Below are 26,543 nucleotides of genomic sequence, written 5' to 3' on the forward strand. Positions count from 1 at the left end.
TTGTAGGTCGGCCGCAGACGGCGCGCAAGGAAAGCAAGGCGCCGTATCGCGGTCTCGGGCAAAGCGCCAACAATAATTTTCCGCAGAAGGCTGCGGCGTACTTGCCGGGCGGCGCGATTGAGCAGAGATTGCACTCCAATACGGCCCTCGCCACGAGCCTGCGTCATCGGCGGGGCGCTTATTCGACGCAGTTGGTGCCCTTGCCCTCATGGCAATTAATTCGGCGTCTTCCCACGCGGTTATCCCGGCCGCGACCCGTCCTCTCGCAGCGCGCGAGGCACACACCTCCCGTCTCACCGACATCCAGCCGCGCATCGGCAGCGCGTGGCTGGCCGCCGCACTCTCCATCGCCTTCATCGGCGCGATGATCGTCGCCGTAGAGGCGCTTGTGGGCGTCATCCTCGGCCAGATGATGCACTCGAATGTCGTTGGCGGCATTGCCGTTGCGGCGTTCGTGTTGCCGACACTCGCCTGGCTTCTCTTCAGTCGCCTCCCCATCGCGATCCGCGCCGAACGCGACGCCTTCTGAGCCGGGGTGTGGCCCCGGTGGCCAGGCAATAAAAAAGGGCGCCGTGTCCGGCGCCCTTTGCAGTCTCAGTTGTAATCCCAGGCCGGAGCCCGCCTCAGCGCAGCGCCAGCGTTCCCATGCCGTCGCGGCTGTAGATGTCGTCGCGGAAGTGGACCACGCCATCCGCATTCACCCATGCGGTGATGTAGGCGAACATCACCTGCGTCGGCTGGTCGACGTTCACGTCCTGGCGCTGGCCGGAGCGGATCACCGCATCCACCTGGCCGCGGTCCCAGCCATTGCCGCGCAGAAGCCACGTGATCAGCTCGCGCACGTTCTGCACCCGCACGCAGCCCGACGAGTGGAACCGCGCCCCGTCGCCAAACAGCGACGTTTGCGGCGTGTCGTGCATGTAGACCTGGTGCTGGTTGTGGAAGTTCAGCTTGACGGTGCCAAGCGAGTTCAGCTCGCCCGGCTCCTGGCGGAACATGTATTCGGTCGCCTCGTCGGTGTTCCAGTCGATCTCGCGATAGTCGTACTCGCGATCAGTGTTGCCCCAGCGGTAGATCTTGATCTTCTGGTCCGCCAGATAGGACGGGTCCTTCTGCATCTTCGGGATCAGGTCGCGCCGGATGATCGAAACCGGGACGGTCCAGTACGGGTTGAAGTTGATCTCGTGGATCTTGGACGTGAGGATCGGGCTGGGCCGGTCCACCTTGCCAACCACCGCGGTGTGGCGCGAACGAACGCGCCCGTTCTCGACGGCCTCGATCTCTGCGGCCGGAATGTTCACCAGCACGTAGCGGCTGGACAGCTCGCCCGACTTTTCGGAGATGCGTGTGAGGTTCATCTCCAGCTGCCGCACGCGCACGCCGGCCGGCACGTTCATCGCGTCGATGGTGGGCTGGTCGAGGGCGCCGTTGTCCGGCAGGCCGTGGCGCAGCTGAAAGCGCTTCACCGCCGCGGCCACGTAGGAATCGTAAACGTTGCTGCGCCCGCCCTGCTGGGTCAGGTCTCCGGAGATGGCAAGGCGCTGGCGCAACACCTCCACCACATCATCGCGCGAGCCGAGCTGCAGCGCGGTGCGGGACGTGGGCACGATAAGCGGCCACCCGCCGGTCGCCTCGATGGAGCGATAGCGCTGGATGGCCATCTGCATCCGGCCGAGCGCCTCGGGCGCCAGCGTGGGCTGCTGCGAATTGACGGCTGCAACCTCGGGCAAGGTCGCGTCGAAACTGTCGACCCATTCGGCGGAATTGCCCTGCGCCAGCGCAATCCCCGGCGACAGGACCGCAGCAAACACCAGAGGCGCGAAGTGCCGGCCGCCGAATTTCATCAACCAACGAGCGATCATCAAAGTCACGCCTCCCCATACTCACACAACGGTCGCGCTAGCACGGAGGACGCAGCCCGACAACGCTGCGGTCCGTCAAATTGCAAATTGTCATGTCGCAGGTGCCGCGGCATCAGAGGCGGTAAAGCACCTGGTCCTTCCAGAAACGGTCCAGCCGGCGCAGGATCTGGGCCGCACCGTCGAGGCTGTCCTGCTCCACACCGCCGATGGGGCCGAGGGACTGCATGTGCCGCGCCAGAAGCGAATCGACGATGCCGGCAACCCGCGCGCCCTTCTCCGTCACCGTAATGCGCACCGTGCGCCGGTCCCGCGTGGAGCGTTCCTGCGTGAGGTAGCCGAGCTCGCCCAGCTTCTTGAGGTTGTAGGAGACGTTGGAGCCCATGTAATAGCCGCGCGACTTCAACTCGCTCGGCGTCAGCACCTCACGCCCCAGATTGTGCAGAAGCACCGCCTGGACGTTGTTGACCTCCTCCTCGCCGAGCCGGTCCAGCTCATCCTTCACCACATCGAGGAAGCGCCTGTGGGTGCGCTCGATGAGACGGATCGCTTCGATGTAAGCGTCGAGCGCTTGGGTGTTAACCGGGGGCTCAAGGCCCTCCGCGTGCCGCACTGCCAGGTTCATCGTATGCCTCGTGTTTTCCGGCCCTTTTTGTGGGCGCGTTTAGAGGCAAGGGTGCGCGGTCACCCTGAAACGGGTCTTAAGCGGTAAGGTGAATCGGAGGTGAACGCCGCCGCCGTGGTATTCCGGTCACAATTTTTCCGTGACCCGGCGAAGATGGGCGACGATGCCGGAGAAGTCCTTCGCCGCCTCGCCGCTCTGGCAAAAATCGTCGTAGACCGCGCGCGCCGCCCCGCCGAGCGGGGTGTGGGTGCCGGTGTGCGCGGCGGCGGCCGCCGCAAGGCGCAGATCCTTCAGCATCATGGCGCCGGTGAAGCCGGGCGCGTAGTCCCGGTTTGCCGGCGAGGTCGGCACCGGGCCAGGCACCGGGCAATAGGTGGTCAGCGCCCAGCACTGGCCGGACGCGGTGCTGGCGATATCGAACAGCTTCTGCCGCTCGAGCCCCAGCGCGTCGGCAAGGTTGAACGCCTCGCTCACCGCAATCATCGAGATGCCGAGGATCATGTTGTTGCAGATCTTTGCCGCCTGCCCGGCGCCGGCGGCTCCGGCATGGACGATGTTGCGGCCCATGCGCTTGAGGATCGGTTCGGCGCGGGCAAACGCTTCATCCAGGCCGCCCACCATGAATGTCAGCGTGCCGGCAGACGCACCGGACACGCCGCCCGACACCGGCGCATCGCACATGGCACGCCCGCTTTCCGCAGCTGCCGCGGCCACCTCGCGCGCGGCTTCAACGTCGATTGTGGAGCAGTCTATCAAAAGGGCGTCCGGCGCGGCGCGGGCAAGAATGCCGTCATCGCCGGTCATCACGGCGCGCACATGGTCTCCGGCCGGGAGCATGGTTATCACCACGTTTGCGCCGGATACGGCCTCGGCGGCGCTCTCTGCAACCCGGCCACCGGCTGCGGTGAAGGCCTCGCGGGCGGGGGCCGCAACGTCGAACCCGATGAGTTTGTGGCCAGCTTCGGCAAGGTTCCGCGCCATCGGCGCCCCCATATTGCCAAGCCCGATGAACGCGACGCTTTCCATGAACAGTCTCCCGCTGGCACGGCCGCTGCGGACCGCTTGGGATGGAGACTAGCGCTTGCCGTCCGGTCCGTCAGCGCTGGCGGACCGGTTCCGGCTCATTCTTGTCTGGTCGCGTCCAGCTCATTCTCGTCTGGTCGCTTCCAGCTCAGTCCTGCCTGATCGCTTCCAGCTCAATCCTGCCTGATCGCTTCCAGCTCGATGATGATCGGAACGTCATCACCCACAAGGTTACCGTCCAGCGCGTAGGTCATCCCCCAATTGCTGCGGGGCAGCGTGGTCCGCGCGCTGATGCCGACGACATAGTTGTCGCCCCAGGGGTAAGGCGCTGCCTTGTTGAGCGTGACATCCAGCGTGACCGGGTGAGTCTCGCCCAGAAGGGTCAGATCGCCGGTGATCTTGCCGCTTGTCTCGCTCTCGGCCGCCGCCTCGGTCATCGTGAAGGTCGCGAGCGGGTGTGCCTTGGCGCTCAGGAACTCGGCGGAGCGCAGATGCTCGTCGCGCGCCTTGCTGTTGGAGAACACGCTCCCGGTTTCGATCTCGACCGTGAGATCCTCCACCGTCCGCGCGGCCTCGTCGAACACGAAGCTGCCGCTCCCTTTCAGGAACATCCCCCACACCGCGCCATAACCGATGTGGTCGGCGCTGAAGACGACGGAGAAATGTTCGGGGTCGATTTGGTAGCGCGCGGGTTCGGCTGCGGCCGTACCGGTCGCCCCCAGCGCAATGGCAAGCCCTGCAGCAAACTTGATCGTCATCACCGTTCCCCCAAGGTTTGCGGCCATACTGGCGCCTCGGCAGCACACCGCGATGCGGCTGGTCGCCGCAGCACCCTTCGCGCATCAGCCGTCGACGCCACGTCCGCGTCCCACACGCAGCGCGAAAGGGCGGATTGCCGTCACGGCGGCGTCTTTCGTCGCACTTATGCCGCCCGGCAATGGCGGACCGGGGGACGTTCAGTCGTCTGCCGCAAGGGCGCGGCGGACGGCCTTCGCCATCAGCGTGGGGAGACCCGCCTCCTCCGGCAAGCGCCAGTAGGCTCCGGCGGGGGCCTCTGTCCCGGCCGCCACCTCGGCCTTCATCACGTCCAGCGTCAGTTCGGCATGGGTGAACCCGTGGCTGATGGCGCCGGCCGCCCGCCATGGCGCCGCAAACGGGGCGTGGGGCGCCGGGTCAGGCGCGACAGGCGCCCAGGGCGTGCCGAACAGTTCCGGCATGGCGCCGAGCAGGCCCTTCGCCGGGCGCACGCGGAACAGCGCCGCCCCGTCGGGCCGAAACGGCGCATACACGGTGCCGAACCACGCAGCGCGCGCCTTCTTCGGCATCTTGCGCGGGTAATCGAGCGGGTTGCCGGCAGCGGCCGCCCGGCAGTCTGCGTTGAGGGGGCAGAGCGCGCACAGCGGATTGCGCGGGGTGCAGATGGTGGCGCCGAGGTCCATCATGGCTTGCGCAAAATCGCCCGGACGGCCCTCCGGTACCATCGCCTCGACCAGCCCGCGAACCCGCGCCATCTCGGCCTTGGGCGGACGCTCCAGCGCCACCAGCCGGGCCACCACCCGCTCCACGTTGCCGTCCACCACCGGGGCCGGCTCGTCAAACGCGATGGCCGCAACCGCGGCGGCGGTGTAGGCGCCAATGCCCGGAAGTGCACGCAGTTCAGCCTCGGTGGCGGGAAAACGCCCGCCCGCCTCGGCCACCGCCCGCGCGCATTTCAGCAGGTTGCGGGCTCTGGCGTAGTAGCCAAGGCCCGCCCAGGCTTCCATCACCGCGGCATCATCTGCCCCCGCAAGCGCCTCCACGGTGGGCCAGCGCGCGGTGAACCGCTCGAAATAGGGGCCGACAGCCGCCACCGTGGTCTGTTGCAGCATCACCTCGGAGAGCCACACCTTGTAAGGTTCGGTGCGGCCGCTGGTGGCGCGCCAGGGCATCGCCCGCTTGTGCCGGTCGTACCAGACAAGGAGGCGGCGGGCGGTGGCCGGCCCCGGCTCGGGCACTGAAAGGGTCGATGCGGATGTCACGGCGCTGACTGTGCCGGCCCGTGCTGCCGACGCAAGGGGTGCCGGCCGTGCCGCCCGCTTTCCCCACAGGCCCGCCCCGTCACCGGCCGTGGCGCGCATCCGTGCTTGCGCGCGGGGCGCGGCTGGAGGATCGTCCGACCATGGCATACTACAAGAAAAATTCGCAGCCTCTGGCCGAGATTGTCTCCGGTCTGATGACGCCGTCGTGCCGCCAGCGCGGGGTCGCCAATTCCGCGTTGCTGCTCGATCCCGTGGAGCTGTTCGGCGAGAAGCTGGCGCGCACCGCCACGGTGGAGCGCGTGGTCTGGCCGCGCGGCAGCCGGATCGACCAGGGGAGCAGCACCGGCGCAACGCTTGTGATTTCCGCCGACCCCGGCAGCGCGTTGATGCTTCAGCATGTCGCACCGCAGGTGATCGAGCGGGCCAACCTCATCATCGGCTGGCCGGCCATTTCCCGCCTCAAGGTGACACAGGCCACGCGTCGGGCGCGCAAACCAGCCCCGCCGCCCCGCCCGGTGCTCGACCCCGCCGCTGTGCAACGCCTTTCCGAATCGATGCCCGACATTGAAGACAGGGGCCTTCGCGATGCCCTTGCCCGGCTCGGGGCCGGCATTGCGCGCCGCCGCGCGGACCGCTGACAGCCTGCCGCTCTGACGCAGAATTGACCGCCCGATGCGCTGCCTTACCGGCTCGTAAGGTGCCACGCGGTTTCACGGGGCTCCGAAAAGACCCATAATACCTCAAACAGATATTGGGGTTTCAAATGATCAGCCGCCGCGCCTTTGCCGCGCTCGCCTTCGCGCTCTCCCTGCCGCTCAGCTTCTCCGGCGCAAACGCCGCCGAGCCGCTGCCGGACATGGTGATGGGCAGCGAAGATGCGCCCGTCACCGTTGTCGAATATGCATCGATGACCTGCCCGCACTGCGCCAACTTTCACTCCACCACGTTCAAGGAACTGAAGACCGAGTATATAGACACCGGCAAGGTCAAGTTCGTCCTGCGGGAATTTCCGTTCGACCCGCTGGCCGCCGCGGTCTTCATGCTCGCCCGCTGTTCCGACGATAAATATTACGACGTTGTGGACCTCTACTTCGAGCACCAGCGCGAGTGGGCGGTGCAGGAGGATGCCCTGCCGAAAATCCGTGGATTGGCCCGTCAGGCAGGCTTCTCAGACGACGACTTCCAGGCATGCTTAACAGATCAGAAACTCCTCGACGGCATTAATGCGGTCAAGGACAAGGGATACGAGGAGATGGGTGTGCGCGCCACGCCCACGATCTTCGTCGACGGTGAGAAACTTGAAGGCTCCCGCGATATGCGCGCTCTGCGCGACGCAATCGACCCGAAGCTGGACAGCTAGTCCCGCAATTGCCGGGGTGCGCCTTGCTGCGCCCCGGTCCGGACTGCGCTGATGCAGTTCGACAAGCTCCGCCTCATCGGCTTCAAGTCGTTCTGCGAACCGACCGATGTGATCATCGAGAAGGGGCTGACCGGCGTCGTCGGCCCCAACGGCTGCGGCAAGTCCAACCTCGTCGAGGCGCTGCGCTGGGCGATGGGCGAAGCGTCCTACAAGTCCGTCCGCGGCTCTTCCATGGACGACGTGATCTTCGCCGGGTCCGGCAAGCGCTCCACCCGCGACAAGGCCGAAGTCACCCTCTTCCTCGACAATACCGACCGTAATGCCCCCGCCGAGCTGAACAACGCCGACCATCTTGAGGTCTCGCGCACCATCACCCGCGCTCTGGGGTCGGACTACCGGGTCAACGGCAAGACGGTTCGCGCCAAGGACGTCCAGCTCCTGTTCGCCGATGCCGCGACAGGCTCGCGCTCGCCCTCCATGGTGCGGCAGGGGCAGGTGGCCGAGCTGATCGCCGCCAAGCCGACCGACCGGCGCAACGTGCTGGAAGAGGCCGCCGGCATCTCGGGCCTGCGCGCCCGCAAGCACGAAGCGTCGCTGAAGCTCAACCAGGCCGAAGTGAACCTCTCGCGGGTCGATGACGTCGCCGGCGAGGTCGAGCGGCAGGTGGAGGGGCTGAAGCGGCAGGCCCGCGCCGCCAAACGCTACAAGGCACTTTCGGCCGAAATCCGCACGCTGGAAGCTGCCGTCCATCACCTCAGGTGGATCGACGCGCGGCAAAGCGCCAAGACCACCGCGGAAGCGCTCGCCGCTGCCAAGGCCGCGCTCACCGAAGCGTCGGCCACGCAAACCCGCACCGCCACCGACGAAGCCGCCGCGGGCCACGCGATGCCCGCGCTGCGCGAGGCCGAATCCGAGGCCGCCGCCGCCCGCGCCAGCCTTGCAGCCGACCTTGCCGCCCTCAACGAGAAGGACCGGCAGACCGAAGCGCGCCTCGCGGCCCTCAAAAAGAGCGTCGACGCCCTCACCGCCGATCTCAAGCGCCAGGACGGCGCCGAGGCCGACGCTGCCAGCGCCGTTGCCCGGTTGAAGGGCGAGGAAGACCAGCTCATCCGCGCCAACGATGGCTGCGACGAGCGCGTCGAGGTGCTGGAAGAACAGGCCATGGCGCTGGCCGAAGCTGCCGAGGAAGCCGACAGCGCTGCCCTCGATGCTGTGGAAAAGGCCGCCGAAGTGCTCGCCGCCCGCGCAGCGTCCGACGCTGCCGAGAAGCGGGCCCGCGACGCCGTGCAGACCGCTGAGGCCGACGTCGCCCGCCTCACGCGTGAGCTCGCCGCGGCCCGCAATTCCGACGCGATGCGCGCCGCCGAAGCCTCTGCGGAAGCGTTGGCCGCCGCAGAGGACGCCGAAACCGAAGCCGCTGCGGCGCAGATTGACGCCGAAGCCGCCCTCCCGCCGCTGAAAAGCGCCGAGGCCGAAACGCGCGAGGCGGTGGAACGGCTGCGCGCCGAGATTTCCGGCCGCGATGCCGAAGCCAAGGCACTGGCTCGCCTCACCGCCGGCTCCAACGCCGGTGCGGATGCCGCGCTGGAGCGCTGCAAGGTGGCACCGGGCTATGAGATCGCCTTTGCCATCGCGCTGGGGGACGACTTGTCCGCCCCAGTCAGCGATGACGCACCGCTGCGCTGGACGCTGAATGACGGCACCGACGCGAGCCTTCCGGGCGGCGAGGTGCTGGCGGACAAGGTGGACGCCCCCGCCCCGCTCCGCCGCCGCCTTGCGCAGATTGCCGTGGTCGACCCGGCCGAGGGCCCCAGGCTGCAACCCTTGCTGACGGCCGGCCAGCGCCTCGTCAGCCGCGACGGTGCGTTGTGGCGCTGGGACGGGTTCTGCCGCAATGCCGGCGCGCCCAGCGCCGCCGCCGAGCGCCTTTCGCAAAAGAACCGCCTTGCCGTGCTGGAGCGCGAACTTGCCGAGCTGCGCGCCCGCAAGGAGACCGCAGAAGCCGCCGCCAACACCGCACGCGATGCCGCGCGGGCCGCCGTTGCGCTGGAAACCACGGCCCGGCAGGCCGTTGGCGCCGCACGGACCAAGCTTGCCGCCGCCCGCAAGACCGCCGCAGCCGCAGAGGCGGCCGCACGCGACGCCGTCAACAAGGAAACCCGCCTCTCAGCCGCCGTCGAAACGGCCACCGCGCGCGAGGCTGAAACCAGAGCCGCGCTGGAGCACCACACCGCAGAGGCGCCCCCCTCGGGCGAAAACGAGATTGCCGCGCGCGACGCGGCCAAGGCACGTGCGGCCGCCGCGCGTGAGGCGGCCGCACGCGCTGGCAACGCCATGGAGGCCGAGCGCCGCGCCGTCATCGGCCGGATGCGGCGGCTGGAGCGGATCGCCGCCGAGCTGAAGGACTGGCAAAACCGCCTCTCCGGCGCCGGCCAGCACCGCAAGGACCTCTCCGCCCGCCTCGACGAAGCCATTGCCGCCCGTGACGATCTGGCCGAGACCCCGTCAGAGACCGCGCTGGAACGCAGGCGCCTTACCAGCGCCCTCGCCAAGGCGGAGGAAACGCTGCAAGCCACCGCCGGTGCCAGAGCCAGCGGCGAGGCCCGCGAGCGCGACGCCGTTGCCGCAGCCCGTCGTGCGCTGGACGGCCTCAGCACCGCCCGTGAAGCTGCCGGGCGCGCCGAAGAGCGCGTCACCGCCGCCGCCGAGCGCCTCTCCCAGGTGGAGACGGACCTGCGCGAGGTGCTGGACGCGGAGCCGCATCAGGCCGCCCGGCTGGCGCAGATCGACACCGCGGCCCCGCTTCCGGACCTTCGCGAATCGGAAAACCGGCTCGACAAATTGAAGGTGGAGCGCGAGCGGATCGGCGGCGTGAACCTGTGCGCCGAGGACGAGCTTGCCGAAATTGCCGAACGGCAGGGCAACATGATGGCCGAGCGCGACGACCTCATTGCCGCCATCGAAAAACTGCGCGACGGCATCAAGACCCTCAACAAGGAAGCGCGCGGCCGGCTGCTTGCCTCCTTCGAGGAGGTGAACAGCCAGTTCCAGCGCCTGTTCACGGCGCTGTTCGGCGGCGGCGAAGCCTCGCTCAGGCTTACCGAGGCCGACGACCCGCTGGACGCGGGGCTTGACATTCTCGCCCGCCCGCCCGGCAAGAAGCCGCAGGTGCTCTCGCTCCTTTCCGGCGGCGAGCAGACGCTGACGGCCACCGCGCTCATCTTCGCGGTGTTCCTCACCAACCCTGCGCCAATCTGCGTTCTGGACGAGATCGACGCGCCGCTCGACGACGCCAACGTCGAGCGTTTCTGCGGCCTTCTGGAAGAAATGCGCCGCACCACCGACACGCGCTTTCTGGTGATTACCCACAACCCGATCACCATGGCGCGGATGGACCGGCTTTACGGCGTGACCATGGTGGAGCGCGGCGTCTCGCAGCTGGTCTCCGTCAGCCTCGCCGACGCCGAAGTTCTGGCGGAAAGCGCCTGATCCTCGACCATGTGGTCACAACCTGACGCATTGGCGCCGCCCGCCCGACCCGCTATGTCGTTGGGCGACAAGAGGGACGTGCGATGACCAAGGCGGTTGTAATCGGTTCAGGCTTCGGCGGGCTCGCGCTCGCTATTCGCCTACAGTCCGCAGGGATCAAGACCACGCTCGTGGAAGCGCGCGACAAGCCCGGCGGCAGAGCCTACGTCTATCAGGACGACGGCTTCACCTTCGATGCCGGCCCCACCGTCATCACCGATCCTGCCTGCCTTGCCGAGCTGTTCACCCTCTCCGGCCGCCGGATCGAGGACTATGTGGATCTCGTCCCCGTCACCCCGTTCTACCAGCTCCGCTGGGAAGACGGCGACGTCTTCGACTACGTCAACGACCAGGCCGAACTCGACCGCCAGATCGAGGCGCGCAACCCGAAGGACGTGGTGGGCTACCGCAAATTCCTCGCCTACTCCGAGGCGCTCTACCACGAGGGCTACGAGAAGCTGGGCGCCGTCCCGTTCCTCGACTTCAAGTCGATGATCCGCGTGGCGCCGCAGTTGATGCGCCTGCAATCCTGGCGCACGCTCTACGCACGGGTGGCGGACTTCATCGAGGACGATCACCTGCGGCAGGCGTTCTCGTTCCACACGCTGCTGGTGGGCGGCAACCCGTTCGCGACCAGCGCCATCTACGGGCTGATCCACGCGCTGGAGCGGCGCGGCGGGGTGTGGTTCGCCATGGGCGGCACCGGCGCGCTGATTGCCGGCATGGTGCGCCTGTTCGAGGACCTTGGCGGCACGGTGCGCCTCAGCGCCCCGGTGGAGCAGATCCTCACCGACGGCAACCGCGCCACCGGCGTGCAGCTTGCCGGCGAAACGCTGGAGGCCGATCTCGTCGCCAGCAACGCCGACGTGATGCACACCTACAAGGCGCTCCTGTCAGAAAGCGCGCGGGGCGCGAAAGAGGCCAAGAGGCTGGCGAAGAAGCGTTATTCCAACTCCCTCTTCGTCATCTATTTCGGCCTCGACCGCGAGGTGCCCAACGACCTCGAACACCACGTCATCCTGTTCGGCCCGCGCTATCGTGAGCTGATCGGCGAGATATTCAAGGGCCCCGAGCTGGCGGAGGATTTCTCGCTCTACCTCCACGCCCCCTCAAAGACCGACCCGTCGCTGGCCCCGCCCGGCCAGTCTGCCTACTATGTGCTTGCACCGGTGCCGCATCTGGGCGCCGCCGACATCGACTGGGCGGTGGAAGGCCCGAAATATCGCGATCGCGTTCTGGCCTACCTGGAAGAAAAGGCCATCCCGCGCTTGCGTGAAACCATGGTGACGTGCCGCATCTTCACCCCCGCCGATTTCGAGACCGAGCTGAACGCGCACATGGGGTCGGCCTTTTCGCTGGAGCCGATCCTCACCCAGTCGGCCTATTTCCGCTGCCACAACCGGGACGACAAGATTTCCAACCTCTACCTCGTCGGCGCCGGCACGCATCCGGGTGCGGGTGTGCCGGGCGTGGTGGGCTCGGCCAAGGCAACCGCAGCGCTCGCACTGGCAGATTTCGGCCGCCCGTCCGCCGTGGCCGCGGAATAAGGCACCATGGCCCAACCTGCCGGCGATGCCGCCTACGCCCGCGAGGCCATCGCCAGGGGCTCCAGAAGTTTTGCAGCCGCCTCCCGCCTGCTGCCGCCCGCCGTGCGAGACGATGTGGCCAGGCTCTACGCCTGGTGCCGCCATGCTGACGATGTAATCGACGGCCAGGTGCTCGGCCACGGCGAAAGCAAGGTCGACGATCCGGCCGCCAAACTCGTCACACTGCGCGAGAGCACCGATGCCGTGCTGGAGGGCCGGCAGATCGGCGACCCTGTGTTCGACGGCTTTGGCGCGGTTGCGCGCGCGCACGGCATCACCCCGCGCCTCGCCCATGACCTTCTCGACGGATTTGCTCTGGACGTGGCTGGCGCCCGATACGCCGGTATCGACGATCTCGCCCGCTATTGTTACGGCGTTGCGGGCTCTGTCGGCGTGATGATGGCGCTGGTGATCGGCGTCCCGCGCACCGATGCCGACACGCTGGACCGCGCCTGCGATCTGGGCCTTGCCTTCCAGATGACCAACATCGCCCGCGACGTGGTTGCCGACGCGCAGACTGGCCGCATCTACCTGCCGACCGGCTGGCTGGCCGAGGTGGGCCTTGGCGCCGACCCGGCAGCGGTGGCCGCGCCGGACAATCGTGCGGCCGTGTGGCAGGTGGCGGAGCGGCTGGTGCGGGCGGGTGACGCCTACTATCGCAGCGCCGAGGTGGGCGTTGCGCGCCTCCCTTTCCGCGCCGCATGGGCGATCGCGTCCGCCGGGCGCGTCTACCGTGCCATCGGCCTTCGCCGCCAGCGTGCAGGGCCGGCCGGGCTCAGCACCCGCGCCACCACCACGGGCGGCGAAAAGGCCCGGATCATTGCCGCAGCCGCCATCGGCGCTGCACGGGGCGAACGGCCGGGCCTTGCCTACGATCGCACCGGCCTGTGGCAGCGCCCGCCGCGGCCCTGACCGCGCGGCACAGCGCCGGGATCATTTGAGTGCAGGCGACCGATCGGCAGGGTCGGGCGCGGTGGCGCGGTCCCGCCGGGAGCGGACCGAGGCGTTGGCCTTCAGCCGTGCCTTCAGGTTCGCAAGCGGGGGGGCATAGAGGAAGCCGAACGACACGCAACCATCGCGCCCCTCCACGGCATGGTGCATCTTGTGCGCCTGGACCAGCCGCTTGAGGTAACCCGTCCGCGGCACCCAGCGGAACGGCCAGCGGTGATGGACCAGGCCGTCATGCACGATGAAATAAAGGATGCCGTAGACCATCAGCCCGATGCCGATCTGCCGCAGCGGCCAGACCCCGGCGATGCCGAAGGTGATCAGGGCGCCCGACAGGATGGAGAACACCACGGCGTACAGATCGTTCTTTTCCAGTGCGCCCTCGGTTTCCTCGTGGTGGGATTTGTGCCAGCCCCAGCCAAGGGGTCCGTGCATCACGAAGCGGTGGGTGGCGTAGGCAACGCCCTCCATCAGCGCGACAGTGGCGAGCACGATCAGAATGTTGAGAAGCATCGTTCGCGCTCCCGCGCCGCGTTGGAGGTTACGCCCGCTATGCCTTCACGCGGGCAAGGGCACCGCTGCCGGCCGCCTGCGCCTTGCGAACCGCCGGAAGCTGCCACCATGGCACGGTCGGTGCCAGATGATGTTCGTGATGATAACCGAAATGGAAGCAGGTCAGCAAAGACACCAGCCACGGAAAATTGTCTGTCCGCGTGCGGTGCTCGTCCGCAAACATGTCGTTCTCATGCCGATGCGGCCGGTACGTGCCGAAATAGAACAGCTGCAGTGCCGACAGGATCGAAGGCAGCGCAAAGAACACCGTGAGATTGACCACTGAAGGCCGCAGCAGGACCACGTAGAGCACCATCCCCACCCCGAGGGTGAGAAATTGCCGCCAGCCGAAATAGTGGCGCATGAACCGCACGAACCAGGGCCAGAACGCATGCGGATTGTGGGGATTATAATCCGGATCGTCTTCGGTGCCGGGGCGGCGATGGTGCTTGTGATGATCCTTCAGCAACCCGTCATAGGAGAAACCGGCGTAAAGGAGCAGGCAGAGCCGGCCCACGGTGCGGTTGATTGCGGGCCGCCCGGGCGCCAGCGAGCCGTGCATGCAGTCGTGCGCGATGATGAAGAGGCCGACGAACAGCCACGTCTGCACGGCAACCATCGCCACCGGCGCAATCCACGGCAATTCCGGCCAGTTGATGAGGTAGATTGCCGAAACATGCGCAACCAGCCACGCCACGATGACACCGGCCGCCAGCGTGAGCCCGATGACCGTCTGGCGGTCGCGGGCGCGCTTTCGATCAGGGAGCGGCATATTGGTCATTTGCTGCATCGCGGTGGCACACTCTGGGCTTCATGTCTCTTATGCCCCATATAGTGCAACAAGGTCATACGGGCAGGTAGATGACGGAACGACTGATCATCGCAGGGGGCGGCCTTTCGGGCGTTCTGACCGCCATGGCATTCGCCAGGGCACGTCCCGATATTGCGCTGACGGTGATCGAGGCAGGCGACCGCCTTGGCGGCGACCACACCTGGAGCTTCTACGCAACCGACCTTGAAGCCAGCGCCGCTGCGCTCGTCGAGCCGTTCATCGCCCATCGCTGGGACAGTTACGAGACGCGCTTTCGCCGGTTCTCGCGCACATTTTCCACAGGCTACCGCTCCGTCACCTCGGCGCGGCTACACAGTGTCGCAATGGAGGCGCTGGGCAGCCGGGTTCGCCTTTGCGCCAAGGTTGCCGGCATCGACGGAACGGGCGTCACCCTTGCCGACGGTACCCACCTCGAAGCCGACGCGGTGATTGACGCGCGCGGGGCCCGCCGGCTCGACGGGGTGGTGCTGCGCTGGCAGAAATTCCTCGGTCGCGAGGTCCGCCTCACCGAGCCGCACGGGCTGACGCACCCCACCATCATGGACGCGAACGTCCCGCAGGTGGACGGCTACCGCTTCGTCTATCTTCTCCCCTTCACCGCAGACACGCTGCTGATCGAGGACACCTATTATAGCGAGGGCGCAGCGGTGGACGCTGCAGCGCTGCGCTCCCGGATCGACGATTACGCCGCCGCACAGGGCTGGACCATTGCCGAGACCATCCGCGAGGAGCGCGGCGCGCTGCCGCTGCTGCTGTCGGGTGATTTTCCGGTCATGTGGAAGGGCGCGGCCCCCGCAGGCGGCCCGGTGCCGCTCGGCCTGCGCGCGGGGCTGTTCCATCCGGTCACCGGCTATTCGCTCCCCGCGTCGGCCCGCACCGCGGTCGCGCTGGCGGACCTTGCCGGACCACTCAGCACCGACCGGCTGCGCAGCGCCGTGCAGACCATCGCCCGGAAGCATTTTGCCCGGTCGAGCTTTGACCGGCTTCTCAACCGGCTCCTGTTCCTCGCCGGTGAACCGCAGGACCGGCATCTTGTGCTGGAGCGGTTCCACAAGCTGCCGCAGCCGCTGATCGAGCGTTTTTATGCCGGCCGCCTGCCGCGCGCCTATCAGCTGCGCATTCTGGTGGGAAAGCCGCCGGTGCCCTTCTTCCGCGCGGTGCGCGTGGTGCCGGAAAGCGCAGCCCTTCAGCCGCGCTGACCCGCGGCGGCTCAGCCGATCCCCAGAACGTCGGCCATGGTGTAGAGGCCGGGGCCGCGGCCTTCGGTCCAAAGCGCTGCCGTGAGTGCGCCGCTGGCGTAGATCGTGCGGTCCTCCGCGCGGTGGCCGAGCGTCACGCGCTCCTTGTCCAGCGCCAGGATCACCTCGTGATCGCCGATCACCGTGCCGCCCCGCAACGTGGCAAAGCCGATTGTGCCCGCCTCACGCGCGCCCGTATGCCCCTCGCGGGACATGACGGCGTGGTCGGCAAGCGCAACGTCCCTGCCTTCGGCGGCGGCATTGCCCAGGAGAAGCGCAGTGCCGGACGGTGCATCCACCTTGCGGCGATGGTGCATTTCCAGGACCTCGATGTCGGCATCCGGCAGCGCCCGCGCTGCCTGCCGCACCAACGCCGCAAGAAGGTTCACGCCGAGCGACATGTTGCCGGACTTCACCACGGCGATCCTGTCTGCCGCGCTGGCGAACGCCGCGTCCTCGTCCGCGGAAAAGCCCGTGGTGCCGACGATATGCGCAACGCCCATCTCGGCAAGCTGCGAGACCAGCGCGGTGCTGGCGGCAGGGCTGGTGAAGTCCAGCACTGCCGCGCAATCTGCAAAGGCGCTGGCGTCATCCGCAACGGCAACGCCGAGTTCACCGACGCCGGCGAGCGTGCCGGCATCGGCGCCAACACCGTCAGCGCCGGCGCGTTCGGTCGCGGCGCCAAGGGTCATCCCCTCATGGGCATGGACGGCGGCGATCAGAACGCGCCCCATCCGGCCGGCCGCACCGACCACGCCGACGCGCATCACTGACCGGGCTCGGGCGCGTCGTAGCCCTCAACGACGATGACATCGCCGCTGCCATATTTCTGGCGAACTTCCGCAAGAGCGGCGTATTCGGGCGACTTCATGCAGTCGAGCGCGGCCTGGTAGGACGGGAACTCGATCACCACCGAACGCTGGCGCGCCGTGCCCTCGATCACCTCATACTGCCCGCCGCGCACCAGATACTTGCCGCCGAACGCCTTGATCGAAGGCCCGTTCTTGGACGCATACTCGCTGACGTATTTTTCCGGATCGTGGACATCCATCCGCACGACCCAATACCCTTTAGCCATCACTCGTCTCCCCCTTTGTCGCGTGCCCTGGCCGCCTTGAGGGCGTACAGGATTTCCAGCGCGTCCCTCGGGGATAGGGTGTCGGGATCGGTCTCGTCCAGCAATTTTGCAGCTTCCTCCGCCGCCTTCGCCTCCGGCTTGGGGGAGGCTGCGAACAGCGGAAGGTCCGCGGCAAGGGCGGCGCGGGCGGCCCCGCGGTCGCTCTCTTCCAGCCTTGCCAGAATGTCCCGCGCACGGCGCACCACCGGCACCGGCAGCCCCGCAAGCCGCGCCACCTGCACGCCGTAGGAGCGGTCCGCCGCCCCCACCGTCACCTGATGCAGGAACACGATATCGCCGCGCCATTCCTTGACGCGCATGGTGGCCGTCTCGATGCGGGGGCGGCGGTCGGCCAGCGCCGTCAGCTCGTGATAGTGCGTCGCGAAGATGGTGCGGCAGCCGATCTCGTTCAGCCGCTCCAGCGCCGCCCAGGCGATGGAGAGGCCGTCGAAGGTGGCGGTACCGCGGCCGATCTCGTCGAGGATCACCAGCGCGCCCGGCCCCGCCTGGTTGAGGATCGCCGCAAGCTCCACCATCTCGACCATGAAGGTGGAGCGACCCGCCGCCAGATCGTCCGACGCGCCGATCCGGCTGAACAGACGATCGACAATGCCGATTGTGGCGCTGGCGGCGGGCACGAAGGCGCCGGCCTGCGCCAGGATCGCGATCAGCGCGTTCTGCCGGAGGTAAGTCGACTTGCCGCCCATGTTGGGGCCGGTGAGGATGACGGCGCGGGCGGGCGCATCCACCGTGTCGGGGCCGAGCGAACAATCGTTGGGGACGAAGCGGGACGCGTCGTCGAGCGCGGCTTCCACCACCGGGTGCCGGCCGCCCTCCACCACAAAGGCGTGGGTTTCCTCGATGCGTGGGCGGGTCCAGCGGCAGGTGACAGCGGTTTCGGCAAGGGCTGCCGCCACGTCGGTCTCGGCCAGCGCGTCGGAGACAGCCGCGAGCCACGGGCGGGCGGCGACGATGGCGGCCACAAGCTCGGCGAACAGCTCCGCCTCGCGGGTGGCGGCGGTCTCGTCGGCGGCGAGAATGCGGGTTTCGAGATCGCGCAGCGCGTCGGTGGTAAAGCGGACGGCGTTGGCGAGGCTCTGGCGGTGCGCATAGCCCGCCTCGCGCAGCCGGTCGCCATGGGCCGCCGGCGCCTCGATGAACCAGCCCAGCACCGCGTTGTGCTTGATCTTCAGCGATTTGACGCCGGTGGCGCCCTGATATTCGGCCTGTAGCGCGGCAATCACGCGGCGGCTTTCGTCGCGCAGGCTGCGCGCTTCGTCCAGCGCCGTATCGACGCCAGCGGCAATGAAGCCGTCCGGCGCATTGGCGGCGGCGGCGCGGGGGTCGAGCAGCGCGGTCAGCCGCGCGCCGAGGTCGCCGGGGGTGTCCGCCAGTGCCATGGCGACGCCGGCGAGGATGGCGGGCCGCTCGTCGGGCAGCGCGGCGTGGGTTGCGGCGGCGGCGTCGAGCGTGCGGGCAACGGCCAGCGCATCGCGCGGTTGCCCGCGACCTGCCCCCAGCCGACCCACGGCGCGTAAAAGGTCGCCGGCGCCTTTCAGAGCGCTGCGGATGGCGGCGCGGGCGGCTGCGTCTTCCACAAACACCTGCACGGCATCGAGCCGCTCGGCGATGGTGGCGGCGACCGTTGCGGGACTGGCGAGGCGCTCGGCAAGGCGCTGGGCGCCTGCGCCGGTGACCGTGCGGTCGATGGCTTTCAGCAGCGTCGGGCCGCCTTCGCGGGCGGGGCGGGTGAGTTCGAGGCTCGCTCTGGTGGCAGCGTCGATGGCCATGACCGTGGCCGGCGCGTCCTTGCGGGGCGGGTCGAGCGGCGGCGCGTTGGCAAGCTGCGTCTCGGCGAGGTAATGCACCACCGCAAGGCCAGCCACCGCCTCCTCCGGGCGGAAGGTGCCGAACGCGGCAAGGTCGGCCACGCCGAAGGCCTCTGCCAGCCGCGCCCCTGCCCCGCTGGCGCGCGAGATCGGCCGCCGTGTGACGGTGACGCGGGAGGAGAGATGCGGCAGGGCGAAGTTCTCCGGCGCCAGCACCTCCACCGGGTCAAGCCGGGCAATTTCGGCGGCAAGCGTTTCGGGCGTCGCGTCCAGAAGCTGGAAGCGGCCGGTGGCAACGTCGGCGGCCGCAAGGCCGATCCGCTCCGCCCCCGGCGCCAGCGCCACCAGCAGCGAGGCGCGGCCCGGCTCCAGAAGCTCGTCCTCGGTGATCGTCCCCGGCGTCACGATCCGCACCACGGCCCGGTTGACGACCGACTTTGCCCCGCGTTTCTTCGCCTCGGCGGGATCCTCGGTCTGCTCGGCGATGACGACGCGAATGTTCTGGGAGATCAGCCGCGAGAGATATTCCTGCGCGGCATGAACAGGAACGCCCGCCATGGGGATCGGCTTGCCGGCGTGGGTGCCGCGGGTGGTGCAGTGGATCTTGAGTGCCTTCGCCGCGAGTTCCGCGTCCTCGAAGAACATCTCGTAGAAGTCGCCCATCCGGTAGAAGAGCAGCCCCTCTGGGTTGGCGGCCTTGATGGCGAGGTACTGCGCCATCATCGGCGTTGCGGCGGCGCTGGAGGCGATCCCCTCAACCGGCGCCGCGGTCTCGTCCTCAGCGATCGCGATGTCCACGGTCTTCTCCCAGCCAAGCTGGGCGAAGCCTTTCAGAACCGCCGCGGCCAGCGCAACAGCGCCGGCCTATCCTCCACAGCTCGTCCCGGGAAAACTGCGGGCCGCCGACTGCCATCGCGGACGGCTAGAGCCCTATGAATTCGACCGGCGACAGCTTTTCGCCGGACATTGCCGCCCAGGCCTGCAGGGCCGCTGTGTTCGCATCGAGCTTCTGGACCGAGGTGCCAATCACTTTGAGTGACGAAAGAAACAGATCATTCTGAGTGGTATCGACCAGGCACAGATAATCATCCTTCGAATGGCCACCGAAGATATTTTTTTTCGTCCTCCGAATATCGATCCGGTAGACGCGGATCCGCGCCGCATACGGGCGAAATTTGTCTCGCCTGGTCAGACGTTCGGCAAGGGTCACCGTGGCATCGCGGCTATAGGAGTTCGAAAGGACATCGTACTCACCGGGACCAAGTTTCCAGTCGGCGAGGCAGGCAGCCGTGCTGCGCGCGTTCAGCGAGAGGGAGAAGGTGCGTGTGTCGACCGCCCCGTCCAGCACTTCACGGGGCGGGGAAGAACAGGCCGCCAAAAGACTGACCAGCATTGCGACAGACAGATACCTTATCATGCAACATCCAACCAGTTTTATGCCTCGATACTCTTTCCGAGAGTGCCTCGGCATGCGTATGGCGACTACCGCCGCTTGAGAATCTGCGAGCGCCAAATCCGAACACGCGCCCCGCTGAGACAAAATTGTCGACCCGCGCCGTTCGATATTACATGCGCCCATATGCCAAGCTCGCGGAAGGAAGGAAACAGACGGCCGGGTTGAGCTTGATGTGGACGGGGCGGCGGCGAACAGCGTAACCAGTTGAGCAACGACAAAAGCTAGTTTGGAGGACCGCCGTGGCTGCGGAACGTAACCGGCGCGGAAGAACCGCTATCACCGATGCGGAGGCGCTGGAATTTCACCGGCGCGGCCGGCCCGGCAAGCTGGAAATCACGCCCACAAAGCCGATGGCGACCCAGCGCGACCTGTCGCTCGCCTACTCCCCCGGCGTGGCGGTTCCGGTTCACGCCATCCACGAGAACCCGGATGCCGCGTTCGACTACACCACACGCGGCAACGTGGTGGCGGTGATCTCCAACGGCACCGCCATTCTCGGCCTCGGCAACCTCGGTGCGCTCGCCTCCAAGCCGGTGATGGAGGGCAAGGCGGTGCTCTTCAAGCGCTTCGCCGACATCGACGGCATCGACATCGAGGTCGATACCGAGGACGTGGACCAGTTCGTCAACGCGGTGCGCTATCTCGGCCCCTCCTTCGGCGGCATCAACCTTGAAGACATCAAGGCGCCCGACTGCTTCCTCATCGAGCAGCAGCTTCGCGAGCTGATGGACATCCCGGTCTTCCACGACGACCAGCACGGCACCGCGATCATCGCTGCCGCCGGGCTGATCAACTCGGCGCACATCACCGGGCGCTCGCTGCAGGACATGAAGATCGTCTGCAACGGCGCCGGCTCGGCAGGCATCGCCTGCGTCGAACTCATCAAGGCGATGGGCGTGCCGCACAACAACATCATCCTGTGCGACACCAAGGGGCCGATCTACCAGGGCCGCACCGAAGGGATGAACCAGTGGAAGTCGGCCCACGCCGCGCAGACCGACGCGCGGTCCCTCGCCGAAGCGCTGGACGGTGCCGACGTGTTCCTCGGCCTCTCGGTCAAGGGCGCAATGACGCGCGAGATGGTGCGCTCCATGGCGCCGGAGCCGATCATCTTCGCCATGGCCAACCCCGACCCGGAGGTGACGCCCGAGGAAGTCGCCGAGATCCGCGATGACGCCATCGTCGCCACCGGCCGGTCGGACTATCCCAACCAGGTCAACAACGTTCTGGGCTTTCCCTACATCTTCCGCGGTGCGCTCGACGTCCGCGCCACCGCCATCAACGAAGAGATGAAGGTTGCCGCCGCCGAAGCGCTCGCCGCGCTCGCCCGCGAAGACGTGCCGGACGACGTGGCCGCTGCCTACCAGGGCCAGCGCCCCCGTTTCGGCAAGGAATACATCATCCCGGTGCCTTTCGACCCGCGGCTGATCTCCACCATTCCGGCCGCCGTCGCCAAGGCTGCAATGGCATCGGGCGTCGCGCGGCGGCCCATCGTCAACATGGAGCGTTATGCCGAAGAGCTTTCGGCGCGGCGCGATCCCGTGGCCGGCTCCCTGTCGCGGATCTTCACCAAGGTGAAGCAGAACCCCAAGCGGGTGGTGTTTGCCGAAGGCGAGGAGGAGGCCGTGATCCGCGCCGCCGCCTCGTTCGTCAACCAGGACCTTGGCACGGCCATCCTGATCGGCCGCGAAGAGACCGTGCGCCAGGCCGCGTTCGACGCCGGCATCGACCTGCGCGCCGGGCTCGAAATCCAGAACGCCCGCCTCTCCCGCCGAAATGAGGATTACACCCAGTTCCTCTACGCCAAGCTTCAAAGGCAGGGTCAGCTCTTCCGCGACGCGCAGCGCCTCATCAACCAGGATCGCAACTATTTTGGCGCGGCCATGGTGGCGATGGGCGATGCCGACGCGATGGTGACGGGCGTGACGCGCAATACTGCCGTGGCCCTTGCCGCGGTGCGGCAGGTGATTTCGGCCAAGCCCGGTCACCGGATCATCGGCGTCTCGCTGGTGCTGTCACGCGGGCGGGCGGTTCTGGTCGCCGACACGTCGGTGCACGACCAGCCCAACCCATCCGAGCTGGCCGATACCGCGGAGGAAGCGGCACGCGTTGCCCGCCGCCTCGGCTACGAGCCGCGCATCGCGCTTCTGGCGGCCGCAAACTTCGGCAACCCGCCCAGCGCCCGCGCGGCGGATGTGCAGGAGGCGGTCGCAATTCTCGGCAAACGCCGGGTGGACTTCGAGTTCGACGGCGAGATGGCCGCCGACGTGGCGCTCAACCCGGCGCTGATGGCAGCCTACCCCTTCTCGCGGCTGTCGGGTCCCGCCAACGTGCTTGTTATGCCGGGGCTCGATTCGGCCTCCATCGCCACCAAGATGCTACAGGAGCTTGGCGGATCGACCGTCTTGGGGCCAATGCTCGTCGGCCTCGACAAGGCGATCCAGATCGTCCCCTTCGGCGCGCGCGATTCCGACATCGTCAACATGGCGGCGATCGCAAGCTTCGGGGTCAACTGACCAACACGCAGCGCACTGCGACTGACTTGAACGGAGACGGCATTGGCAGAGGCGACCATCAACACCTCGGTCATCGTGTGCACTCTGGACCGGCTGGACCTTCTGCGCCGCTGCCTCGATTCGCTGGCGGCGCAGACCTTCACCGACCCTTTCGAGGTGGTGGTGGTGGACAACGCCGTCACCGAAGCCGGCGATCCGCGGGTGGCCGCGGAGGTGGAGCGCGCCAATGCGGCGCGGCCCGGCACCTTTGTCTACCGCCACAGCGTCGGGCCGAACCTGTCCACCGCCCGCAATACGGGGCTGGAGGCAAGCCGCGGCACCAACATCGCCTTTGTGGACGACGACCTCGTCTTGCCGCCGGACTGGCTTGCCACCATCGTCTCCGTCCTGCGGCAGACCGGGGCGGACGGCGTTCTGGGCCTCGTCCGGCCGCGCTTTCTACCCGGCGGCGAGATGGACGGGCTGGAGCGGCATTTCACCCGCGACCTGCCGCTGCCGGAAGGCGCGCCTGTGGGCCGCAACCGGCACGGCTTCATCGACGGCGTGCGGACCTGCAACGTGATCGTGAGGCGCTCACGCACCTTCGGGCAGGGCATCTGGTTCGACCCTGCCTTCGGCCGCAGCGGCGGCGAAGACCAGGACGTCTTCATCCTGTTCGCCAGGCGGCCGGCATTCCGCCTCGCCTACTCTCCCGCCGCTGAGGCCGAAGAGCTGATCCCGCCCGAACGCCAGAACGCGCGGTATTTGAAGATGCGCGCTTTCCGCAACAGCCAGGTTTTCGTGCGCGTTCTCACCAAGCACCGGCCGAACCCGCGCCTTGCAGCTTTGATGCAGCGCATCATCGGCACCATCCAGTGGGGGCGCGCGCGGACAAAGCGCCTGCTCGCCCGCCCGCAGGGTCTGGCTCGGGTGGAAGCGGAAATTGCCGAAGCGACGGCGGCCGGCAAGGTCTTCTGGCGCCGGCCGGACCTGCCCGGCCCATACCAGTAAGCCCCGGCGCTCAGATGCGGCGCAAGGTGAGGTAACGCGGTGTCCGCCCTTCGCGGAACGCCTTGGTTTCGTAGCGGGTGCCCGGCCAGTGGGGCCACGGGTCGGCGCTGTCACGCTCCAGCACAAAGGCCGGATGGGCCTCCACATGCGCCCGCGTCCAGCGGACATAGTGGTCGATGTCGGACGCAAAGCGCACCTCGCCGCCCGGCGCCACGGTGCGGGCCAGCCGGCCCAGCCCATCGCTGGAAATGAAGCGCCGCTTCCAGTGGCGCTGCTTGTGCCATGGGTCCGGGTAAAGAACGTCGACCCTTTGGGCAGACCCTGCGGGCAGCCACTCCAGCACCCGCCGTGCATCGCCCTGATAAAAGCGCACGTTGGTGAGCGGCAGATCGCGCGCGGCCTTCATGGCGCGGGCAAGTCCGGTCTCGAACGGCTCGATGCCGATCAGCCCGCTTTCAGGCGCCCGGCGGGCATGGTCGATGAAATGTTCGCCGCCGCCGAAGCCCACCTCAACGCAGAGCGCGTCAGCCGTGCCGAACAGGGCCTTTCGGCTGTAGGGCACCGACAGGTCCACGAGCAGCGGATCGTCTGCCGCGACCGTACCGCCGCCCTGCCCCTTGCGGCGCCCGTACAGCGCGTCCACCGGCGCCTTCATCGCCATGGCCGGCGCCAGCGTCTTGCGAAAATAGATCCGCTCGAACCCGTCCTCGTTCCGGCGATCCACCTCGTCAAAGCCAAGCCTGGGGTAAAGGACGAGGTTGTCGGCCATCTTTGCGTTTGTGTGCAACGCCAGATGCGTTGCACCGGCGGCGCGGGCTCTTTCCTCCACCGCGGCAATCAGCGCCGGGCCGATCCCGCGGCCCTGCCGGCCGGGCGCCACCGCGACCGCGCGCAGCCACGCCTCGGGCTGTGCCAGATTGAACGTCGCGTACCCGCACACGCTGCCGTCCGCATCGACGGCGGCCAGCGCCTGCCCGGCCGCGATCAGAGCGGCATGGTCGTCGTCCATGACGGACGGGCGGCGTCCGATCGGGACGACGTGGCACTCGAAAGCGGCCTGCGAAATGGCCAGAAGGGCCGCGGCGTCATCCGCCACGGCCCTCCTGATCGTCACGTCAATGGCGTTCACGCCGACCGTCCGCCTCTGCTCAGAGTTCGCGGGCGATGGCTTGTGCAAGGTCGGTCTGCTCCCACGAGAACCCGCCGTCCGCGTCCGGCTCGCGGCCGAAGTGGCCGTAGGCCGCGGTGCGGGCATAGATCGGGCGGTTGAGCTTCAGGGCCTCGCGGATGCCGCGGGGCGACAGATCGATCACGCGGCTGATGGCGGCCTCGATGGCATCGTCCGGTGCCTTGCCCGTGCCGTGGGTGTCCACGTAGATCGACAGCGGCTGCGACACGCCGATGGCGTAGGCCAGCTGGAGGGTGCAGCGGTTTGCGAGATCGGCCGCAACCACGTTCTTGGCGACGTAACGTGCAGCATAGGCTGCCGAACGGTCCACCTTGGTGGGATCCTTGCCGGAGAAGGCGCCGCCGCCGTGGGGGGCTGCACCACCGTAGGTGTCGACGATGATCTTGCGGCCCGTGAGGCCGGCGTCACCATCGGGTCCGCCAATCACGAAGGTGCCGGTGGGGTTCACGTACCAGACGGTCTCCGGCGTGATCCACTCGGCCGGCATCACTTCGCGGATGTAAGGCTCGACTACGGCGCGCACATCATCGGAGGTCATGGTCTCGTCGGTATGCTGGGTGGACAGCACGACGGACGTGCAGGCCACGGGCATGCCGTTTTCGTAGCGCAGCGTCACCTGGCTCTTGGCGTCGGGGCCGAGCTTGGGTTCCACGCCGGACTTGCGCACCTCTGCCAGGCGACGAAGGATCGCGTGGCTGAAGTGGATCGGCGCCGGCATCAGTGCGTCGGTCTCGCGGCAGGCGTAGCCGAACATGATCCCCTGGTCGCCGGCACCTTCGTCCTTGTTGCCGGCGGCGTCGACGCCCTGCGCAATGTGGGCGGACTGAGCGTGGAGGTGCACTTCGACGTGGGCGTTCTTCCAGTGAAAGCCGTCCTGCTCGTAGCCGATATCGCGAATTGCGGCGCGCGCCAGCTCTTCCACCTTATCAGGCGTGATGGACGCGGGACCGCGGGTTTCCCCGGCGATCACAACGCGGTTGGTGGTTGCCAGCGTTTCGCAAGCGACACGGGCCTCCGGCATCTCAGCGAGAAAAGCGTCGACCACCTCGTCCGAAATCCGGTCGCAAACTTTGTCGGGATGTCCTTCGGACACCGATTCACTGGAGAAGAGGTAGGACTGTCGAGCCAAATCATCAACTTTCGTAGTCGGTCACGTACCCGGACGGTACGCATGCCGATTGGTTTTCATTGGGCGTGTTCGTAATGTCAGGACGACATCACGTGCCGCATTTTCAACCATCTAGAACCCTGAAGGTCAACCAATGGGGCAGGCACTGGAGGCTTGTCTAGCCTGCGCGCCGGTGTGCTGCAACGCCATTCATGTCCGGCTGGCGGGCTGTCCGAGGGGCTCTGCCGCCCCTTCGGCAATCGCGCTGACGGCGGGTCCGCAGCGCCGATGCAGGATGCAGACGAGTGCCGCAAACGGCGGCACGCTGTCTGTTGCCGCGCGCTCAGCCCCGCGCGTCGGCCAGCGTCTCGACCAGATCGATGACGCGGCGGCGCACGCGCGGGTCCCGAATCCGGCTGAAAGCCTTGGCAAGCTCGAGCGCCTCGCCGGTCGTCTCGCCCGGCAGGAGGAAGCCGGGTGCGCCATCGTCCGCAAACCCGGCCGATTCCCGCGGCTCGGCCTTGTTCAGAGCAAGAGGTGAGGCATCCTCGAAAAAGAACGAGACCGGGGCCTCAAGAATTTCAGAAATTTCCTGCAGACGGCTTGCACCGATCCGGTTGGTGCCCTTTTCGTATTTCTGCACCTGCTGAAACGTCACGCCGAGACTATCGCCCAGCTTTTCCTGGGTCATGCCCATCATGGTCCGCCGCAATTTCAAGCGGCTGCCCACGTGGATGTCGATCGGATTCGGTTGTTTTCGGCCAGCCAT

The 26,543-nt window shown here is 67.5% G+C and carries 23 protein-coding genes; 9 read left to right on the forward strand and 14 right to left on the reverse strand.

The annotated features are described in order from the left end of the window. Positions 1-208 precede the first annotated feature (208 nt). Positions 209-529 (forward strand): hypothetical protein, encoded by a 321-nt coding sequence (locus RDV64_RS02840; protein WP_309197775.1) that lies wholly within the window; start codon positions 209-211, stop codon positions 527-529. Between the two features lie 94 nt (positions 530-623). Here RDV64_RS02840 and RDV64_RS02845 read toward each other — a convergent pair whose 3' ends face one another. From RDV64_RS02845 to mutY, 5 genes are all read right to left on the reverse strand, one after another. Next, a complete protein-coding gene (locus RDV64_RS02845) occupies positions 624-1,862 on the reverse strand; it encodes a L,D-transpeptidase family protein (protein ID WP_309199416.1) in 1,239 nt (412 codons plus the stop codon). 112 nt (positions 1,863-1,974) lie between these two features. Continuing rightward, positions 1,975-2,484: a winged helix DNA-binding protein gene (locus RDV64_RS02850; RefSeq protein ID WP_309197776.1), complete on the reverse strand. Its 510-nt coding sequence runs from the start codon at positions 2,482-2,484 to the stop codon at positions 1,975-1,977. Positions 2,485-2,610: 126 nt separating this feature from the next. Next, positions 2,611-3,510, reverse strand: a complete 900-nt coding sequence (gene mmsB / locus RDV64_RS02855; RefSeq protein WP_309197777.1) for a 3-hydroxyisobutyrate dehydrogenase — start codon at positions 3,508-3,510, stop codon at positions 2,611-2,613. Between the two features lie 170 nt (positions 3,511-3,680). Next, positions 3,681-4,265: a YceI family protein gene (locus tag RDV64_RS02860; protein WP_309197778.1), complete on the reverse strand. Its 585-nt coding sequence runs from the start codon at positions 4,263-4,265 to the stop codon at positions 3,681-3,683. A gap of 198 nt (positions 4,266-4,463) precedes the next feature. After that, positions 4,464-5,624, reverse strand: a complete 1,161-nt coding sequence (mutY, locus tag RDV64_RS02865) for an A/G-specific adenine glycosylase (protein WP_309197779.1) — start codon at positions 5,622-5,624, stop codon at positions 4,464-4,466. 41 nt (positions 5,625-5,665) lie between these two features. Here mutY and RDV64_RS02870 point away from each other — a divergent pair, with 41 nt between their 5' ends. The 5 genes from RDV64_RS02870 (at position 5,666) to RDV64_RS02890 (ending at position 12,911) form a co-directional block, all read left to right on the forward strand. After that, on the forward strand, positions 5,666-6,163 hold the full coding sequence (locus RDV64_RS02870) for a DciA family protein (RefSeq protein ID WP_309197780.1): 498 nt from the start codon (positions 5,666-5,668) through the stop codon (positions 6,161-6,163). A 125-nt stretch (positions 6,164-6,288) separates the two neighbouring features. Continuing rightward, positions 6,289-6,885 (forward strand): DsbA family protein, encoded by a 597-nt coding sequence (locus tag RDV64_RS02875; RefSeq protein WP_309197781.1) that lies wholly within the window; start codon positions 6,289-6,291, stop codon positions 6,883-6,885. A 51-nt stretch (positions 6,886-6,936) separates the two neighbouring features. After that, entirely contained in the window at positions 6,937-10,374 is a 3,438-nt protein-coding gene (locus RDV64_RS02880) for an AAA family ATPase (protein WP_309197782.1), read from the forward strand. A gap of 83 nt (positions 10,375-10,457) precedes the next feature. After that, positions 10,458-11,960 (forward strand): phytoene desaturase, encoded by a 1,503-nt coding sequence (locus tag RDV64_RS02885; RefSeq protein WP_309197783.1) that lies wholly within the window; start codon positions 10,458-10,460, stop codon positions 11,958-11,960. A gap of 6 nt (positions 11,961-11,966) precedes the next feature. Then, on the forward strand, positions 11,967-12,911 hold the full coding sequence (locus RDV64_RS02890) for a phytoene/squalene synthase family protein (protein WP_309197784.1): 945 nt from the start codon (positions 11,967-11,969) through the stop codon (positions 12,909-12,911). Between the two features lie 21 nt (positions 12,912-12,932). On the opposite strand, the gene RDV64_RS02895 is transcribed toward RDV64_RS02890, so the two are convergent. After that, on the reverse strand, positions 12,933-13,460 hold the full coding sequence (locus tag RDV64_RS02895; RefSeq protein WP_309197785.1) for a sterol desaturase family protein: 528 nt from the start codon (positions 13,458-13,460) through the stop codon (positions 12,933-12,935). Positions 13,461-13,497: 37 nt separating this feature from the next. Next, positions 13,498-14,280 carry a fatty acid desaturase gene (locus RDV64_RS02900; protein ID WP_309197786.1) on the reverse strand — a complete coding sequence of 261 codons (783 nt, stop codon included), beginning with the start codon at positions 14,278-14,280 and terminating at the stop codon, positions 13,498-13,500. 80 nt (positions 14,281-14,360) lie between these two features. Here RDV64_RS02900 and crtY point away from each other — a divergent pair, with 80 nt between their 5' ends. Then, positions 14,361-15,530, forward strand: a complete 1,170-nt coding sequence (gene crtY, locus RDV64_RS02905) for a lycopene beta-cyclase CrtY (RefSeq protein WP_309197787.1) — start codon at positions 14,361-14,363, stop codon at positions 15,528-15,530. Between the two features lie 11 nt (positions 15,531-15,541). Here crtY and dapB read toward each other — a convergent pair whose 3' ends face one another. The 4 genes from dapB to RDV64_RS02925 all read right to left on the reverse strand — a co-directional run bounded on the left by dapB (position 15,542) and on the right by RDV64_RS02925 (position 19,908). Then, the gene (gene dapB / locus RDV64_RS02910; RefSeq protein WP_309199418.1) at positions 15,542-16,336 is read right to left on the reverse strand and encodes a 4-hydroxy-tetrahydrodipicolinate reductase; all 795 of its coding nucleotides are present in this window, start codon (positions 16,334-16,336) and stop codon (positions 15,542-15,544) included. Beyond that, complete coding sequence (locus RDV64_RS02915) at positions 16,336-16,647, reverse strand: DUF1330 domain-containing protein (RefSeq protein WP_309197788.1); 312 nt, start codon at positions 16,645-16,647, stop codon at positions 16,336-16,338. The genes dapB and RDV64_RS02915 overlap by 1 nt, the downstream gene beginning before the upstream one ends. Further along, complete coding sequence (gene mutS, locus RDV64_RS02920) at positions 16,647-19,313, reverse strand: DNA mismatch repair protein MutS (protein WP_309197789.1); 2,667 nt, start codon at positions 19,311-19,313, stop codon at positions 16,647-16,649. Before mutS ends, RDV64_RS02915 begins: the two co-directional genes overlap by 1 nt. Before the next feature lie 124 nt (positions 19,314-19,437). Further along, positions 19,438-19,908: a hypothetical protein gene (locus RDV64_RS02925; protein WP_309197790.1), complete on the reverse strand. Its 471-nt coding sequence runs from the start codon at positions 19,906-19,908 to the stop codon at positions 19,438-19,440. Between the two features lie 302 nt (positions 19,909-20,210). Here RDV64_RS02925 and RDV64_RS02930 point away from each other — a divergent pair, with 302 nt between their 5' ends. Together RDV64_RS02930 and RDV64_RS02935 are read left to right on the forward strand one after the other, a co-directional pair. Beyond that, entirely contained in the window at positions 20,211-22,487 is a 2,277-nt protein-coding gene (locus RDV64_RS02930) for an NADP-dependent malic enzyme (RefSeq protein ID WP_309197791.1), read from the forward strand. Positions 22,488-22,529: 42 nt separating this feature from the next. Beyond that, the gene (locus RDV64_RS02935) at positions 22,530-23,477 is read left to right on the forward strand and encodes a glycosyltransferase family 2 protein (protein WP_309197792.1); all 948 of its coding nucleotides are present in this window, start codon (positions 22,530-22,532) and stop codon (positions 23,475-23,477) included. A gap of 10 nt (positions 23,478-23,487) precedes the next feature. Here the strand turns inward: RDV64_RS02935 and RDV64_RS02940 are convergent, their stop codons facing one another. The 3 genes from RDV64_RS02940 to RDV64_RS02950 all read right to left on the reverse strand — a co-directional run bounded on the left by RDV64_RS02940 (position 23,488) and on the right by RDV64_RS02950 (position 26,543). Beyond that, on the reverse strand, positions 23,488-24,606 hold the full coding sequence (locus tag RDV64_RS02940; RefSeq protein WP_309197793.1) for a GNAT family N-acetyltransferase: 1,119 nt from the start codon (positions 24,604-24,606) through the stop codon (positions 23,488-23,490). Positions 24,607-24,625: 19 nt separating this feature from the next. After that, complete coding sequence (gene metK, locus RDV64_RS02945; protein WP_309197794.1) at positions 24,626-25,795, reverse strand: methionine adenosyltransferase; 1,170 nt, start codon at positions 25,793-25,795, stop codon at positions 24,626-24,628. Between the two features lie 322 nt (positions 25,796-26,117). Beyond that, positions 26,118-26,543 carry a helix-turn-helix transcriptional regulator gene (locus tag RDV64_RS02950; RefSeq protein ID WP_309197795.1) on the reverse strand — a complete coding sequence of 142 codons (426 nt, stop codon included), beginning with the start codon at positions 26,541-26,543 and terminating at the stop codon, positions 26,118-26,120.

It is taken from the genome of Acuticoccus sp. MNP-M23, assembly GCF_031195445.1.
GTDB lineage: Bacteria > Pseudomonadota > Alphaproteobacteria > Rhizobiales > Amorphaceae > Acuticoccus.

Bases quoted from the DNA above. Each gene is read 5' to 3' on its own strand.
- RDV64_RS02840 (WP_309197775.1), top strand. From the start codon at position 209: ATGGCAATTAATTCGGCGTCTTCCCACGCGGTTATCCCGGCCGCGACC.
- RDV64_RS02845 (WP_309199416.1), bottom strand. From the start codon at position 1,862: ATGATCGCTCGTTGGTTGATGAAATTCGGCGGCCGGCACTTCGCGCCT.
- RDV64_RS02850 (WP_309197776.1), bottom strand. From the start codon at position 2,484: ATGAACCTGGCAGTGCGGCACGCGGAGGGCCTTGAGCCCCCGGTTAAC.
- mmsB (WP_309197777.1), bottom strand. From the start codon at position 3,510: ATGGAAAGCGTCGCGTTCATCGGGCTTGGCAATATGGGGGCGCCGATG.
- RDV64_RS02860 (WP_309197778.1), bottom strand. From the start codon at position 4,265: ATGACGATCAAGTTTGCTGCAGGGCTTGCCATTGCGCTGGGGGCGACC.
- mutY (WP_309197779.1), bottom strand. From the start codon at position 5,624: ATGCGCGCCACGGCCGGTGACGGGGCGGGCCTGTGGGGAAAGCGGGCG.
- RDV64_RS02870 (WP_309197780.1), top strand. From the start codon at position 5,666: ATGGCATACTACAAGAAAAATTCGCAGCCTCTGGCCGAGATTGTCTCC.
- RDV64_RS02875 (WP_309197781.1), top strand. From the start codon at position 6,289: ATGATCAGCCGCCGCGCCTTTGCCGCGCTCGCCTTCGCGCTCTCCCTG.
- RDV64_RS02880 (WP_309197782.1), top strand. From the start codon at position 6,937: ATGCAGTTCGACAAGCTCCGCCTCATCGGCTTCAAGTCGTTCTGCGAA.
- RDV64_RS02885 (WP_309197783.1), top strand. From the start codon at position 10,458: ATGACCAAGGCGGTTGTAATCGGTTCAGGCTTCGGCGGGCTCGCGCTC.
- RDV64_RS02890 (WP_309197784.1), top strand. From the start codon at position 11,967: ATGGCCCAACCTGCCGGCGATGCCGCCTACGCCCGCGAGGCCATCGCC.
- RDV64_RS02895 (WP_309197785.1), bottom strand. From the start codon at position 13,460: ATGCTTCTCAACATTCTGATCGTGCTCGCCACTGTCGCGCTGATGGAG.
- RDV64_RS02900 (WP_309197786.1), bottom strand. From the start codon at position 14,280: ATGACCAATATGCCGCTCCCTGATCGAAAGCGCGCCCGCGACCGCCAG.
- crtY (WP_309197787.1), top strand. From the start codon at position 14,361: ATGACGGAACGACTGATCATCGCAGGGGGCGGCCTTTCGGGCGTTCTG.
- dapB (WP_309199418.1), bottom strand. From the start codon at position 16,336: ATGCGCGTCGGCGTGGTCGGTGCGGCCGGCCGGATGGGGCGCGTTCTG.
- RDV64_RS02915 (WP_309197788.1), bottom strand. From the start codon at position 16,647: ATGGCTAAAGGGTATTGGGTCGTGCGGATGGATGTCCACGATCCGGAA.
- RDV64_RS02925 (WP_309197790.1), bottom strand. From the start codon at position 19,908: ATGCTGGTCAGTCTTTTGGCGGCCTGTTCTTCCCCGCCCCGTGAAGTG.
- RDV64_RS02950 (WP_309197795.1), bottom strand. From the start codon at position 26,543: ATGGCTGGCCGAAAACAACCGAATCCGATCGACATCCACGTGGGCAGC.